At 59.2% G+C, this 13,384-nt stretch carries 14 protein-coding genes; 8 read left to right on the forward strand and 6 right to left on the reverse strand.

Features of this window, described 5'->3' with window-relative positions; genetic code table 11:
• Positions 1 to 62: 62 nt before the first annotated feature.
• The 6 genes from ACSJLU_RS08105 (at position 63) to ACSJLU_RS08130 (ending at position 4,636) form a co-directional block, all read left to right on the forward strand.
• Positions 63 to 827: a fimbria/pilus periplasmic chaperone gene (locus tag ACSJLU_RS08105; protein ID WP_380825595.1), complete on the forward strand. Its 765-nt coding sequence runs from the start codon at positions 63 to 65 to the stop codon at positions 825 to 827.
• A gap of 71 nt (positions 828 to 898) precedes the next feature.
• Positions 899 to 1,537, forward strand: a complete 639-nt coding sequence (locus ACSJLU_RS08110) for a fimbrial protein (RefSeq protein ID WP_038629099.1) — start codon at positions 899 to 901, stop codon at positions 1,535 to 1,537.
• A gap of 50 nt (positions 1,538 to 1,587) precedes the next feature.
• Positions 1,588 to 2,142, forward strand: a complete 555-nt coding sequence (locus tag ACSJLU_RS08115) for a fimbrial protein (RefSeq protein WP_049205924.1) — start codon at positions 1,588 to 1,590, stop codon at positions 2,140 to 2,142.
• A 24-nt stretch (positions 2,143 to 2,166) separates the two neighbouring features.
• Complete coding sequence (locus tag ACSJLU_RS08120) at positions 2,167 to 2,589, forward strand: hypothetical protein (RefSeq protein WP_025302218.1); 423 nt, start codon at positions 2,167 to 2,169, stop codon at positions 2,587 to 2,589.
• Positions 2,586 to 3,974: an FKBP-type peptidyl-prolyl cis-trans isomerase N-terminal domain-containing protein gene (locus ACSJLU_RS08125; protein WP_164100085.1), complete on the forward strand. Its 1,389-nt coding sequence runs from the start codon at positions 2,586 to 2,588 to the stop codon at positions 3,972 to 3,974. Before ACSJLU_RS08120 ends, ACSJLU_RS08125 begins: the two co-directional genes overlap by 4 nt.
• Positions 3,971 to 4,636, forward strand: a complete 666-nt coding sequence (locus ACSJLU_RS08130) for a response regulator transcription factor (RefSeq protein ID WP_049295312.1) — start codon at positions 3,971 to 3,973, stop codon at positions 4,634 to 4,636. Before ACSJLU_RS08125 ends, ACSJLU_RS08130 begins: the two co-directional genes overlap by 4 nt.
• 54 nt (positions 4,637 to 4,690) lie before the next feature.
• On the opposite strand, the gene ACSJLU_RS08135 is transcribed toward ACSJLU_RS08130, so the two are convergent.
• From ACSJLU_RS08135 to deoC, 4 genes are all read right to left on the reverse strand, one after another.
• Positions 4,691 to 6,058 carry an L-serine ammonia-lyase gene (locus tag ACSJLU_RS08135; RefSeq protein WP_025302221.1) on the reverse strand — a complete coding sequence of 456 codons (1,368 nt, stop codon included), beginning with the start codon at positions 6,056 to 6,058 and terminating at the stop codon, positions 4,691 to 4,693.
• Positions 6,059 to 6,151: 93 nt separating this feature from the next.
• Positions 6,152 to 7,450 (reverse strand): HAAAP family serine/threonine permease, encoded by a 1,299-nt coding sequence (locus tag ACSJLU_RS08140; protein WP_004938697.1) that lies wholly within the window; start codon positions 7,448 to 7,450, stop codon positions 6,152 to 6,154.
• 978 nt (positions 7,451 to 8,428) lie between these two features.
• Positions 8,429 to 9,193, reverse strand: coding sequence for a DNA-binding transcriptional repressor DeoR (gene deoR / locus ACSJLU_RS08145; protein ID WP_380825591.1), 765 nt, complete (start codon positions 9,191 to 9,193; stop codon positions 8,429 to 8,431).
• A 152-nt stretch (positions 9,194 to 9,345) separates the two neighbouring features.
• On the reverse strand, positions 9,346 to 10,026 hold the full coding sequence (gene deoC, locus ACSJLU_RS08150) for a deoxyribose-phosphate aldolase (protein ID WP_380825588.1): 681 nt from the start codon (positions 10,024 to 10,026) through the stop codon (positions 9,346 to 9,348).
• A gap of 213 nt (positions 10,027 to 10,239) precedes the next feature.
• On the opposite strand from deoC, the gene ACSJLU_RS08155 reads away from it, so the two are divergent.
• A complete protein-coding gene (locus tag ACSJLU_RS08155) occupies positions 10,240 to 11,073 on the forward strand; it encodes a hypothetical protein (RefSeq protein ID WP_089180724.1) in 834 nt (277 codons plus the stop codon).
• Positions 11,074 to 11,109: 36 nt separating this feature from the next.
• On the opposite strand, the gene ybjG is transcribed toward ACSJLU_RS08155, so the two are convergent.
• The gene (ybjG, locus tag ACSJLU_RS08160; protein WP_025302225.1) at positions 11,110 to 11,715 is read right to left on the reverse strand and encodes an undecaprenyl-diphosphate phosphatase; all 606 of its coding nucleotides are present in this window, start codon (positions 11,713 to 11,715) and stop codon (positions 11,110 to 11,112) included.
• Between the two features lie 5 nt (positions 11,716 to 11,720).
• A complete protein-coding gene (locus tag ACSJLU_RS08165; protein WP_141997675.1) occupies positions 11,721 to 12,455 on the reverse strand; it encodes a phosphatase PAP2 family protein in 735 nt (244 codons plus the stop codon).
• Positions 12,456 to 12,746: 291 nt separating this feature from the next.
• Between ACSJLU_RS08165 and eco the strand changes: the two genes are divergently transcribed.
• Entirely contained in the window at positions 12,747 to 13,259 is a 513-nt protein-coding gene (gene eco / locus ACSJLU_RS08170; protein WP_148875687.1) for a serine protease inhibitor ecotin, read from the forward strand.
• Positions 13,260 to 13,384 lie beyond the last annotated feature (125 nt).

Consider the following 13,384-nt stretch of genomic DNA (forward strand, 5'->3'; position numbering starts at 1 on the left):
GCTCCGCCGCTAAACCGCCGGGGCGGGCTCGCCCGCTTCCGGCCGACTGGAACCGTGAAGACATGATGAATCTGACTATGACCAGAAAGACCGTTTTCCTTGTGAGCCCGCTCGTCGCCGCGTTGGCGATCGGCGCGGTCAGCCTGCCCGCTCATGCGGCTATCGCGCTGGATCGCACGCGTGTGATTTTCGACGGCGACCTGAAAACGGTCAGTCTCAACATCAGTAACCAGAACAAACAGTTACCTTATCTGGCGCAGGGATGGATCGAAGACGATCGCGGCAACAAAATCCAAAACCCTTTTACCGTGCTGCCGCCGGTGCAGCGGGTGGAGCCGGGCAAACCGAGCCAGGTGAAGATCCAGTCGCTGCCGGCAGCACGTCAGCTGCCGCAGGACAGGGAGACGCTGTATTACTTCAACCTGCGCGAGATCCCGCCGCGCAGCAATAAGCCGAACACACTGCAGATAGCGCTGCAGACGCGCATCAAAATGTTTTATCGCCCGGCGGCGCTCGCCCCGAAAAAGAACGCCGCACCGTGGCAGGAGCAGCTGACGCTGACCCGGCAGGGCGACAAGTACGTGGTGAACAACCCGACCCCTTATTACGTGACGATCGTTGAGGCGAGCGCCGGCAAGGGCGGGAAAGGGGCCACCGGCTTTGAACCGTTGATGGTGGCGCCGAAGGCCAGCGCCCCGCTGAACGTCTCCGCCGCGAGCCTCGGTAGCGGCCCGTCGCTGGCGTACATCAACGATTACGGTGGTCGGCCGCAGTTGAACTTCCGCTGCGCCGGCAATGCCTGCCAGGTCGTACCGGTCGCCAAATGACGATCCGCGCGCAAGCAGGGAAGACAGAGTGAACACAGCGGAGTGAACGAATCATGCAACGAAAGATCCCCATGCTGTTGGGAAAGGCCTATGAACGTCATCAGCGACGCACTATCGGCCTGACGGTGTTGGCCGCGCTGATGGTACCGCTGACGGCAGGCACGATGCTGATGCTGATGCCGCCGGCCCGCGCGGTGGACAACTGGGACGTGGAGGGCGCGAATGGCACGCTCCACGTCTACGGCGCGTTAACGGAAAGCGCCTGCAGCCTGGAAATGACCACCGCTCGTCAGGAGGTTTGGCTGGGGGAGACCGGAACGGCGCACTTCCAGCGTCCGGGCGATCGCGGCACGCCGGTCGCCTTCGAGCTGACGCTGAAAGACTGTCTGCGGGCGCCGGCGAGCAACCGCGACGCCTGGACTGGGGTTCTGGCCTGGAGCGGCAGCCAGCCTGCGGTGTCCGTCGCGTTTTCCGCGCCGACGGATGACGACGCGCCGGGTCTGGTCAGGGTGGCTGGCGTCACCGGATTGGGGTTGCAGTTGGCGGATGCCCGCGGCCTGCCGGTCCGCCTCGGCGCGCGCAACAAACCGATCTTGCTGACGCCGGGGCAAAACACCCTGACGTATACGGTGACGCCGGTGCGCACCCCGGCGACGCTGAGCGCCGGCGCTTACCGCGCGGCGATCGATTTCCGTCTTTATTACGACTAATACGCCGCTTGCGCCTGGTAGGCGCAAGCACAACCAAAGGGAGTGGCGTCATGCGCGCGACAGAGACGAACCGGCGCCGAAGCGCGCTGCTGGGAGCCGGCATGGTCATGCTGGCCGGCATGATGGCGCAGCCGGCGGCTGCGGCGGAAAACATGCGCTTTCACGGTACGCTGGTGGCCGAGCCGTGTGTCATACAACCGGGGGATGAGGACATCCAACTGGATTTCGGCACCATCGTCGACAAATACCTGTACCTGAACACCCGCACCCACAGCCAAACCTTCGCGTTGCACCTGACTGAATGCGATCTCAGCCTGGGCAATACGGTGGCCATTACGTTTACCGGCACCGAGAACGCCAAACTGCCCGGCCTGTTGGCGCTGGATACCGGCAGCCTGGCCTCGGGGATCGGCATCGGGCTGGAGGACAGCACCGGCAAGGCGCTGCCGCTCAATCGCGCCAGCGATAAATTCCGCCTGAATGCCGGCAACACCACGCTCACGCTGCAGGCCTATGTGCAGGGGGAGCCGGAGGCCATCCAAACGAAGTCCATCGGCCGCGGCACCTTCAGCGCGGTGGCCACCTTTACGTTGGAATACGAATAAGCGTCTACAAGGACAAAAAACGCAATGATGATAAAGCCCCTCAATCGCGCCCTGCGCATGGGCCTGCTGTGCCTGTTGGCGTTGAGCGCCGCCGCCTGTCAAAACCAAAAGTCGGGCAAGCCCGCCGTGAACACCAAAAATCAGGCTGTGCAAGCTCCGTCAGAAGAGGCTTTGCGCAAGCAGCGTGAGGCCGAGCAGCTGCAGCAGTGCCAGCAGCAACTGGGTGCATTGCGCACGATCGACGAGAAACAGTATCAGCGCTACAAACAGGCCTTCGACAGCCTGATGAGCGGCGCTTCGCAGTACGCCAACCTGCGCGCCAGGGTAAACGGCGACACGCAGGAGACGGTGGATGCGCTGTATCGCTACAAGGTCAACTATCTGTGCGCCGGGGTGAATCAGGCGGTGCTAACCGGGCTGGCGGATCGCGGGGAGCAGGTTAAATGAGGCTGCGCCTGCTGGGCTGTGCGGCTCTGCTGTTCACCGGCGTCGCGCAGGCGGACGACGGCGTGCCGGCGCTGCTGCAGTTTGCCGAGCAGTATCAACGGCAGAACACCGCGCCGAAGAGCGAAAACGCGGCGCCCGCCGACCGCGAGGCGGGGCAAAAAAAGCGTGAGCCGGCAAAGCGTCCGCCGGACACCCACCAGCCTGCTTCATCGGCCAAAGCTTTTACGCTGAGCCAGGAATTATTGACGCGTGACCAACAGCTGGCGCGCCAGCGAATGGAACTGACGATGTTGCGCCAGGAACTTACTGCGCTGCGGGCGGAGAAAGCGGCGCCACCCGTCGCAGCGTTGCCGGACTCGTCGACGCTTCAACAGTGGATTGCCGGGCTGGGCGCTGCCTGGCGAGGTTCGCCCGACGCGCAGCGCGCCGAGGCGCTGTTGCGTCAGGCGACGCAGGAAACCGCCAAAAGCAGAACGACGGCGGCGCAGGCCGAACGGCGCGTCACCGAACTTGAGTCTGCCGCGCAGGCATCGGCACAGACGCTTGCACAACGCCAACGCGAGCACCAGGAGGCGTTGCACGCTCTGCGCGCCGCGTTGGAAGAAAGCGAGCAGAAGCGGGCCGGTGAGCAGAAGGCGACTCAGCAGGCGCGCGAAGACCTGCTGGCGTTGCGTAAGCGGCTGCAATGGGAGATGACGCCGGAGCAGTTGAAGGATGAACGCAAGCGGTTGTCCTATGCGGCGGGCAGTGCGCTGGGGCGGGATATTCAGGGGTTGATGACGGAGCGTCAAAGCTGGGGGGTACCGGTGGACCGCGACAGCCTGTTGGCGGGCGTTATCGACAGCGTGGCGGGGCGTTTGCAGCTGCCGCCGGATGAACTGAATACGCTGACGGCGCAGGCGGATGCCGCCGCCGTGGCCGCGCGTGAGAAACGCGTTAACCAGCAGCGGCGGCGCGATGACGATTACCTGACGCAGTTCAGTCAACAAAAGGGCGTAAAGCAGTCGGCGATGGGCTTCTGGTATCGGGTGGATTACGCCGGGGAGGGCGCGCTGGCGCCAACGGCGGTGGTCGATGTCGTGGTGAAAGAGAAGCTGACCGACGGCACGGTGATCCAGGATATGGATCTGAGCGGCAAGGTGCTGTCGCAACCGCTGTCCGAATACCCGCCGCTGTTCCGGGAGGCGATAGGTCATCTGCACAACCACGGCTCGTTGACGATGGTCGTGCCGCCGGCGCTGGCCTACGGTGAAACCGGCTACCCGCCGAAGGTGCCGCCCAACGCCACCATGGTTTATGAATTGCGCATCGACAACAGCCAGGCGCCGGCGAAGGGCGTCCAGGCGGTTAAACGGGAAGCCGACACGGCGGGAGAACAGGGATGAACACGATGATAAAAATCGCGCTATTTGATGAGAATCGATACTTCAGCGCCGGTTGGCAAGAGGCCCTGGCGCTGCATTTCAGCACTTACGGCAAGCGCACGCTGTTAGTGGATGCGCGGCAGGTTCACGAAGCCGATTTGGTGTTCTGCTATTTTCCTCCCGGCGTGCAAAGCTGTTTTTGTCACCTCTCTGAGGCGCAGCCCGCGGGGCGTAAAACGCTGTATTTCTCGTTGCGAACGCCGGAGGGACGGCATAAACGCACCGTCGGTAACCGCTGCTCGCTGGAGGCTGGCGTCATCTACCACGATATGCCGTTGGTTTCGGCGCTGTATCAGGTGAGCGCCGAGCTGGAGCGGCGCAGCAAATGGCCGGGCAGACTGCGCTGTGGCAGGAGCTGCGTATGCCAACACCGGGGCCTGACGCTGCGCGAACAAGAGATCATGCGCTGCATGACGCGGGAGATGGGAGTCACGCAAATCGCCCGGATGCTGGACATTAGCGTGAAGACGGTCAGCAATCACAAGATGAGCGTCATGCGCAAAATGGGATTCCGGCGTAATGCCGAACTTTACGGCTGGCTGCGGCACAGCGCTCGTCCCGGGGCTGTGGGGCTTCGCGCGGGTATTCAGCCCGGCGTTGCGGCAGGAAAGGATCGCTATTGAAACGGCGCCGGCCAAGTCACACCGGCTGGCGCCTTAAGTACCTCGCCGTGGCGATCAGTTGCAGGCCACGACCTTGATCGCCAGCCCGCCCTGTGAGGTTTCGCGGTATTTGGCGTTCATGTCTTTGCCGGTCTCGTACATGGTTTCGATCACCTTATCCAGACAAACCCGCGGTTCGCTGGTCCGGCGCATCGCCATGCGTGCGGCGTTGACCGCCTTAACGGCGGAAATGGCGTTGCGTTCGATGCAGGGCACCTGAACCTGGCCGGCGAGCGGATCGCAGGTCAGTCCCAAATGGTGCTCCATGGCGATCTCCGCCGCGATGCACACCTGCGCCGGGCTGCCGCCGAGCAGCTCGGTCAACCCGGCCGCCGCCATCGAACAGGCCACGCCCACTTCCCCCTGGCAACCCACTTCGGCGCCGGAGATCGAGGCGTTCATCTTGTACAACGCGCCAATCACGCCGGACGCCAGGAAGTAGCGTGTGTAGGAGTTGGCGTTCACCGGGCGGATGAACTTGTCGTAGTAGGCCAGTACCGCAGGGATAATGCCACACGCGCCGTTGGTCGGCGCGGTGACCACGCGGCCACCGGCGGCGTTCTCTTCGTTGACCGCCAGCGCGAACATGTTGATCCAATCGACCACGTTCATCGGATCGATATTGTTCTTGTCGCCGGTCACCAGAATGCGTCGCAGCGCGGCGGCGCGGCGCGGCACTTTCATCGGGCCAGGCAGCAGGCCTTCGGTGTTGATGCCGCGCTCGATACCGGCGCTCATCACCTGCCAGACGTCGGCGAAATGCGCGTCGATGTCCGCTTTGCTGCGCAGCGCCAGCTCGTTCTGCATCACCAGGCCGGACAACGACAGCCCGGTGTCTTTGCAATGCTGCTGCAGATCGTGCGCCGATTTGAACGGGTAGGGCACCGGCGTGGCGCCCTCGGCGGACTGGCCGAAGTGTTCTTCGTCGACGATGAAACCGCCGCCGATCGAGTAATAGGTTTTGCTGTGCAGCAGGCGTTCACCGGCGAAGGCACGGATGCGCATGCCGTTTTCGTGCAGCGGCAGGTTGTCGCTGTGGAAATTCATGCCGCCGTGCAGCGGAAAATCCACCTCGTGGTGGCCGTTGGCCAGCGGCAGGCGGCCGCGCTGTTCCACGTCGCGGATAAAGCCCGGGATGCTGTCGATGTCCACGTCGTGCGGCAGGTTGCCGGCCAGGCCCATGATGATGGCGATGTCGGTGTGGTGACCTTTACCGGTCAACGACAGCGAACCGTAGACGTCGACCACCACGCGGGTGGTGTCCTGCAACTGCTGGTGGGCGATCAGATCGTCGACGAACTGTTTGCCGGCCTTCATCGGGCCAACGGTGTGGGAACTGGATGGGCCGATGCCAATTTTGAAAATATCGAAAACGCTGACCATGGTCTCGCCTCCTTCTTCAGGTTTCAGGCGGTGAATACGGGAAATGGGGGAGTGCGGGAGGGCCGGCGCGCAAGCGGCGCCGGCCGGGCGTGATTAGCCGAGCAGGCTGAACACGATAGCAGAGATGGCGATCAGACCCATCACAACCACGAACACGTTGCTGATGTGGCCGCTGTACTTGCGCATGGCAGGCACTTTACGAATGGCGTACATCGGCATCAGGAACAGCAGCATGGCGATGATTGGGCCACCCAGGGTTTCGATCATGCCCAGGATGCTTGGGTTCAGGGTGGCGACGATCCAGGTGGTCACCAGCATGAAGATAGCGGTCATGCGGTTCAACTTGGCGGTGCTGACGGTTTTGCCACGGCTCTTCATCGATTTGGCAACCAGACCGTTGAAACCTTCACGAGCGCCGAGGTAGTGGCCCAGGAACGATTTGGTAATGGCGACGAAGGCGATAACCGGCGCGATGTACTCGATCATCGGGTTGTTAAAGTGGTTAGCCAGGTAAGACAGAATCGAGATGTTCTGCGCCTTGGCTTCCGCCAGGTTTTCCGGCGTCAGGCTCAGCACGCAGCTGAACACGAAGAACATCACGGTCAGCACCATCATGATGTGTGCATAAGCCAGAATGCGGGAGCATTTCTTCTCGGCGTCTGCGCCGTACTCTTCGCGTTTGGCGACGGCGAAAGCGGAGATGATCGGCGAGTGGTTAAAGGAGAACACCATTACCGGGATTGCCAGCCACAGGGTCATGATCAGGCCGTGGCCCATGCCGGTACCGCTGCCGGACAGCGACACGTTTTCGAAGATGGCGCCGGTCCAGTTAGGGATCAGGTATACCGCCAGCAGCATCAGCACCGCCACGAACGGGAAGACCAGAATGCTCATGGTTTTCACGATGGCCTGCTCACCGAAACGCACGATGGTCATTAGGCCGACGATCAGGATCAGTGACAGAATGGCGCGCGGCGGCGACGTCATGCCCAACTGGTGGGTAATGAAGCTGTCGACGGTGTTGGTGATCGCCACGCTGTAAACCAACAGAATCGGGTAGATGGCGAAGAAGTACAGCAGGGTAATCAGTTTACCGGCGGTGATGCCGAAATGCTCTTCCACTACAGCGGTGATGTCTTCACCGGGATTTTTGCCGGACAGCACGAAACGGCACAGGCCGCGGTGGGCAAAGAAGGTCATCGGGAAAGCGATGATGGCCATGATGATCAGAGGAATCAAACCGCCGATGCCGGCGTTGATGGGCAAGAACAGGACGCCTGCGCCGATGGCGGTGCCGTACAGGCCCAACATCCACATGGTATCCGTTTTACGCCAGGTACTGCTGGAGCCCGAGGCCGCAGAGGCAATTGTGCCGGTCTGTGTAGTGTCCATAAATATCTCCGAAGTGAACACGAATTTAAAATTAAAAGGCAAAACTTAAGGTTAAACCGTCAAACGTCCTATTCAGGCAACGCTTGCGGTAAGAATCAGGTGTTGCTTGCGGGGATGTTTTGGCGTCCCCCTGGTTGTTTATTGTGTTCATTACCAAGGCACAGCGCCGGGTAATTCACTAAAGACTTTCCACCGTCACGGGTGATAAAAGTCGTTACCGCTGCCGACAGGTCATTGCCTGTCGATTTTTGTTGGCGGCAAGATAACGATTTACAGTAGAAACAACCGTGATCCTGCTCTCAAATGCGTAATATGTGCAGTTATCTGCTTTTTTATCGATTTTTCGCGCATTTGTTGCACATTTGTGTAAGATTTTGTGCTGAGAACGCTCTCATAAAATTTTCTACGATTATGCGGCTTGTACAATAATTAGCCGGATAAAGCGCTGTGCTCAGCAGCAAGCCGAGCAATATATTTTATGCGTGGTTTTGGATCTAGCGAAAAACCCGGATTAAGCAGTTTTAGTGATGTGGATCACATTATGTTTTAAGGTAAATTGAATTTATCTTTTTGTTTTTAATGATTTTTATTTAAAATTCACCGCTAGTAACGAAGGGAAATTACTTACGTGGTTAGCGGATAAAAATGCGTAACCATTCATCATATAAATAACAGATAGCTAACAGGTATTGGTGAGATTTGCTGCAATCGCGTAAACCGCCGTTTATTTAAACATCCTGGCCTTTGGCGCGATTTATCATATAAAAGCCATAAATAGCCGTTAATTCACCCAGCCGACCGCGTGTTTAGCCTGCGAAAAAATAATCACTCGGGTGAGCTGTTGCATTTTATTAACCTGATGTTGCGTGCGGATAAGCGAAAAACGCGAATTGATTGCGCATTATTTGTTCATTTTTGGGCGGGTAAAGAGGGATATCGAAGCGGTGCGCCGTCGGTTATGACGGCGCCGAAGGCGGATTAATAGCGGGTAGCGATGGCGTTGTCGTTGAAGAACGCCAGGAAGTCGGCGGCCGGTTGGCGGTCGGTGATCACCCGATCGAATTGTGTCAGGGGGCCGATGCAGGCCGGTTTGGTTTTGCCGAATTTGCTGTGGTCTGCCACCAGGATCTTTTGCTGCGCCATCGCCATCGCGCGATGCTTCATCTCCAGTTCGTCGAAGTTGAAGCAGGTGGCGCCGTGCTGCAGACTGAGGCCGGCGGCGGAGATAAAGGCGATATTCGGGCAGATATGATCGAGCTCGTTACGGCCGCTGACGCTGGAAAAGATGTAGTTGTTCGGCTTGAACTCACCGCCGCACAGGACCACTTTGCAGTTCGGTTTGTCCTGCAGCGCCAGGAAGGTGTTCAGCGAATGGCACACGGCGGTGAAGGTCAGTTCGTCGGCGATGGCGTCGATGATCGCCGGGGTGGTGGTGCCACAGTCAAAAAACACCGTGTCGTTTTCATTGATCAGCGGCGCTGCCAGCAGGCCGATGCGCCGTTTCTCCGTGACCTGTTTGGCTTTTTGATCGGAAACGAAGTAGTTGGTCACGCCGTTGCTGCGCGGATCGGTCACCACGTAGCCGCCGAGCAACACCACGGCCGCCGGTTCGGCGCTCAGATCGCGGCGAATGGTCATCTCCGAGACCCCCAGCAGCGCGGCGGCTTCTTTCAGGTGGATCTTGTCAGCGCGTTTTAACGCCTGAACTAACCGGTTGATACGTTCTTCGCGCCGCGTTTCCATAGATCCGTCTTCCCACAGGTAGTAGAGGTAAAGGGGCGTGCCGGCATTTCCGGCGCTAAACACAACAATGCGGGGCAATATCGGGCCGCATCAGCCGCCCGTATTGTCCCGCATCGGAGTGTATGGCCATGCCCGTCAGGGCAAGCCGACGATCAGTAGCTGCCCGCCGCCGGCTGGGCGCCGGATACGATGGCGACGCCGGAGCTGGTGCCGATGCGCGTGGCGCCGGCTTTAATCATCTTCTCGGCGGTGGTGCGATCGCGCACGGCGCCGGAAGCTTTCACGCCCATTTCGCTGCCCACAGTCTCACGCATCAGTTTGACGTGCTCTTCCCGAGCGCCGCCGGTGCTGAAGCCGGTGGAGGTTTTCACGAAGGCGACATCGAGTTCGCGACACATTTCACAAACCTGGACGATCTGCGCATCGCTGAGCAGGCAGGTTTCCAATATTACCTTCAACGGGATCGCCGCGCAAACCTCGCGCACGGCGGCGATATCGGCTTTCACTTCGTCCAGCAGGCCGCTTTTCAACCAGCCGACGTTGATCACCATATCGATCTCTTGCGCCCCGGCGGCGATCGCCGCTTTGGCTTCAAAGGCCTTGGCGACGGTCAGGCCGGCACCCAGCGGGAAACCGATCACCGAGCAGACTTTCACGGTGCTTTCTTGCAGCAGCTGGGCCGCCAGTGGCACGTAGCCGGAGTTGACGCATACCGCATAGAAGTTGTGCTGCTGTGCTTCTTCGCACAGTTTGGCGATCTGCATTTCGGTGGCGTCCATGGCCAGCAGGGTGTGGTCGACATAGCTGGCGTAATCGATGTTTTCGGTGGTCATCGCGGTTCCTTAGTGAGGTTAAGACAGTAAACGGAGTGAGGAATGTGAAAATAATAACATTCCGATGCCGATAAACCTAGTGCTGTTTAAAAAATGTCGATCCGATCGTCGCTATAATGCTGTTATAGGTATAGCTTAAAGGCGTTTCATTTGTTATTTAAATAACATTTTGTGGCTCGCGGCCTGCGCGGGCGAAACGTCGAGGGAAAAAAGATGAAGATCAACATCGATCTGGCTCCTGAAGCTTTCGGGGCGCATCGGCAGGAACTGTTCCGCAATGCGGATTTTGCGGTGAGCGCGCATCGCTGCGCAGAACGTGGGCCGATGTTAACGCTGGCGAACTGCCGTGGCGCGCTGACGGTTTTACCGTATCAGGGCCTCGCGATCTGGGACGCTGAGTTTGACGGTTACTCGCTGAAGTCGGGCCGCCGCAGCGTGCGGGGCGCCGGCAGAAAGCGCGCTGACGACGCTGCGTTCTATCCCGCCTGGCCGCATCAGGACGGTGAGCCGCTGCAGATGCAACGCGTGTGGATCCAGCTGGCGGGCGATGAGCTGACGTTGCACGGCGAGGGGGAGCGGGCGGGCGGGCGTTGGCGCATCGGCCCGGCGCTGCGTCTGGCGGCCCAGAGCGCGCAATTCGCCATAGAGATGAAGGTCACCAATCAGGCCGAGCGGCCGCAGCCGCTGCGCTATGTTTGCGGCCTCAACTATGACTGCATTCCTGATGCGGTATTCCGCCAGAACCTGCCGACGCCGGCTTTGTTAGGGGATACGATCGGGCAGGAACTGTTGTGCTCCGACGATCTGACGCGCTACGTGGATCAGGCCGAATTCTTTATGCTGGCGCCGCAGGGCCGGCGTTATGTGACGCGTTTTGCCACCGAACAATTCAACTATGGTTTCCGGCGCATCGCTGTCCAGGGCAACAGGCAGTTGCTTTCCTTTATCCAGCCGGCAAACTGCCGCCCGAATGCGCCAGAGGGTGAGGGAGTGATGCTGGGAGCGGGAAAAACGCGGACGTTCTGTGTGACTACTGGCGTGGTGTGAAAGCAGGGGCGGTAACGCCCCTGTCATGTTGTGCGGTTACTCTTTCACCCAGCCGCGTCGAATGGCGAAGGCAAACAGGAAGCGATACAGGCGCGACAGCTTGTCGGCGAGGACATCGCCGAACAGATTCCATACCAGCTGCGCGAACAGGCAGCCGACCAGGCCGAGCAGGAAACCGCCAACCATATCCAGCGGCCAGTGCACGCCGAGGTAAACGCGTGACCAGGCGATGCCGGCGGCGACAATCATCAGCAGCGCGCCGGACCAGACCCGGTGCCAGAACAGGAATGCCAGCGCAAAGGTAAAGATGGCGGTGCCGTGATCGCTGGGGAACGAGCTGTCCGGCGCGTGCGCCAGGAAGGTATAACCCACGCCGGCGACGAACGGACGCTCATGCGGCAGCAGCGCGCCGATAGCGGAGGCGGCAAGCATGGCGAACAACAGCGCGATCGTGGTTTTCGCCACCACTTCGCGCTGTGAAACCAGCTGGCTTTGCGGCCCCCACAGCCACAGGCCGACGATCAGCAGCGGCACGATAATGATAAGATCGCGCGCCAAAAAGGTGGCGAAATCGATCATCCATTCGGGAGACGCCGGGGTCGCATTGATCCAGGCGAAAAGAACATGGTTTAGCTGCTCCATAACCGTTACCTCATCTTGCGGCGCCAATAGCCGCTAATCATCCAATAAATAGCCAACTGGCTTAACCAAACCCACCAACCCGCCCACAGGTTATGGGTAAGAAAATGTGCGCCACGCATGATCTGACCAAAGCCCATCAACATGCCGAGCGCAATGCCGCCGCACCAGCACCACCAGGCCAGGCGCGGACGCTGCGGATAAAACAGGAAAAACAACGCCATCACCGCGAAACCGCTCGAGGCGTGCCCGCCGGGGAAACAGCGACCGGGGCCCGGCAGCGCCGGTACCGTGCCGAACAGCGGGAAGGACATCGCCTTGCCGCCGTACTCAATCAGATCCCACGGACAGGAGTGCGCGCTGGTGGCTTTGAGAATGCCCACCACCAGCGGGCCGATACCAATCAGCAGCATGGTTACGATCAGGCGCGCGCTGCGGCGATAGAGGCCCCAAAACAGTGTCAGCACCGCCCCTACGATCACTATCTGCTTCAACAGGCGGTGATTGATCAGATCCAGCCAATAATTGTTTTGCCACGGGAAATGCCCGCTGGCGGCATCGAACCAATAATTGCTGATCGCCCAGTCCAGCTGTTCGTTACGGGAGAGCCATAGAAACACCAAACCGCTGATCAGCAGGCCAAAAACTTGCCAACGGTAAAAGGATGCCGACAGGGAGTAAAGGGCGGTTGTCTTAATTTGCGGTGTCGTTGAGGATTGATTTAATGACGATTCTGGATTCACGCGCAGGCTCAGTGACAGGATTGAATGACGTTACTGTAATAATTCTGTCTTAAGAAAACCTTAGTCCGCCGGTAAGAAAACCCTATCTGATACACTTGCTTGTACGGAGGTAATCGCTGGTTTTTCTCGTCTTAACCCGAGGGTGCGCTGGCTAATTGCTCCAGTTAACGGTTTATATTAGGCGATTGTCACTATTGATTGCCTATTGTAAAGAAGATTAAACCTGTGGCGAGCTTAGCGGTAGTGTATTAGTTTATAGACGGATTATTTGACAAAGTGTAGGGATAAAACATGAACAAGGCATCCGTTGTATTTTCCGGCCTGCTGATGGCCGTTTCCGCCGGCGCTATGGCGGCGACCTCTGGCGATGACGCGGACATGAGCAAACAGCCGCTGGAAAAAGTCGCGCCTTACCCGAAAGCCGATAAGGGTATGAATCGCCAGGTGATCTACCTGCCGAAGCAAGAGCACGAAGAGAACTACAAGGTAGAGCTGCTGATCGGCAAGACGCTGGAAGTGGACTGCAACCGCCATATGATTGGTGGCACGTTGGAGACCAAAACCCTGTCCGGCTGGGGTTACGACTACCTGGTGCTGGAGAAGCTGTCTGAACCGGCCTCGACCATGATGGCCTGCCCGGACAACACCAAGACCAAGAAATTCATCGCCGCTAACCTGGGCGACGCCGCGATGCAGCGTTACAACAGCCGCCTGCCGATCGTGGTGTATGCGCCGAAAGACGCGGAAGTGAAATACCGCATCTGGAAAGCCGAAGATACCGTAAGTCAGGCTGAGCAGAAATAACCGCCGCCTGACGCCGCTCCGCTGGCCATTCCCGGTTGGCGGAGCCTTTATCCTTCCTGTCTCCTTATCATTCCCGCATCTTTGACACTCGACTGATTGCTTTCGGACGTGGCTTTTAGCCGCAA

Origin of the sequence: Serratia bockelmannii (assembly GCF_051803255.1) — a bacterium.
Taxonomy (GTDB): domain Bacteria; phylum Pseudomonadota; class Gammaproteobacteria; order Enterobacterales; family Enterobacteriaceae; genus Serratia; species Serratia bockelmannii.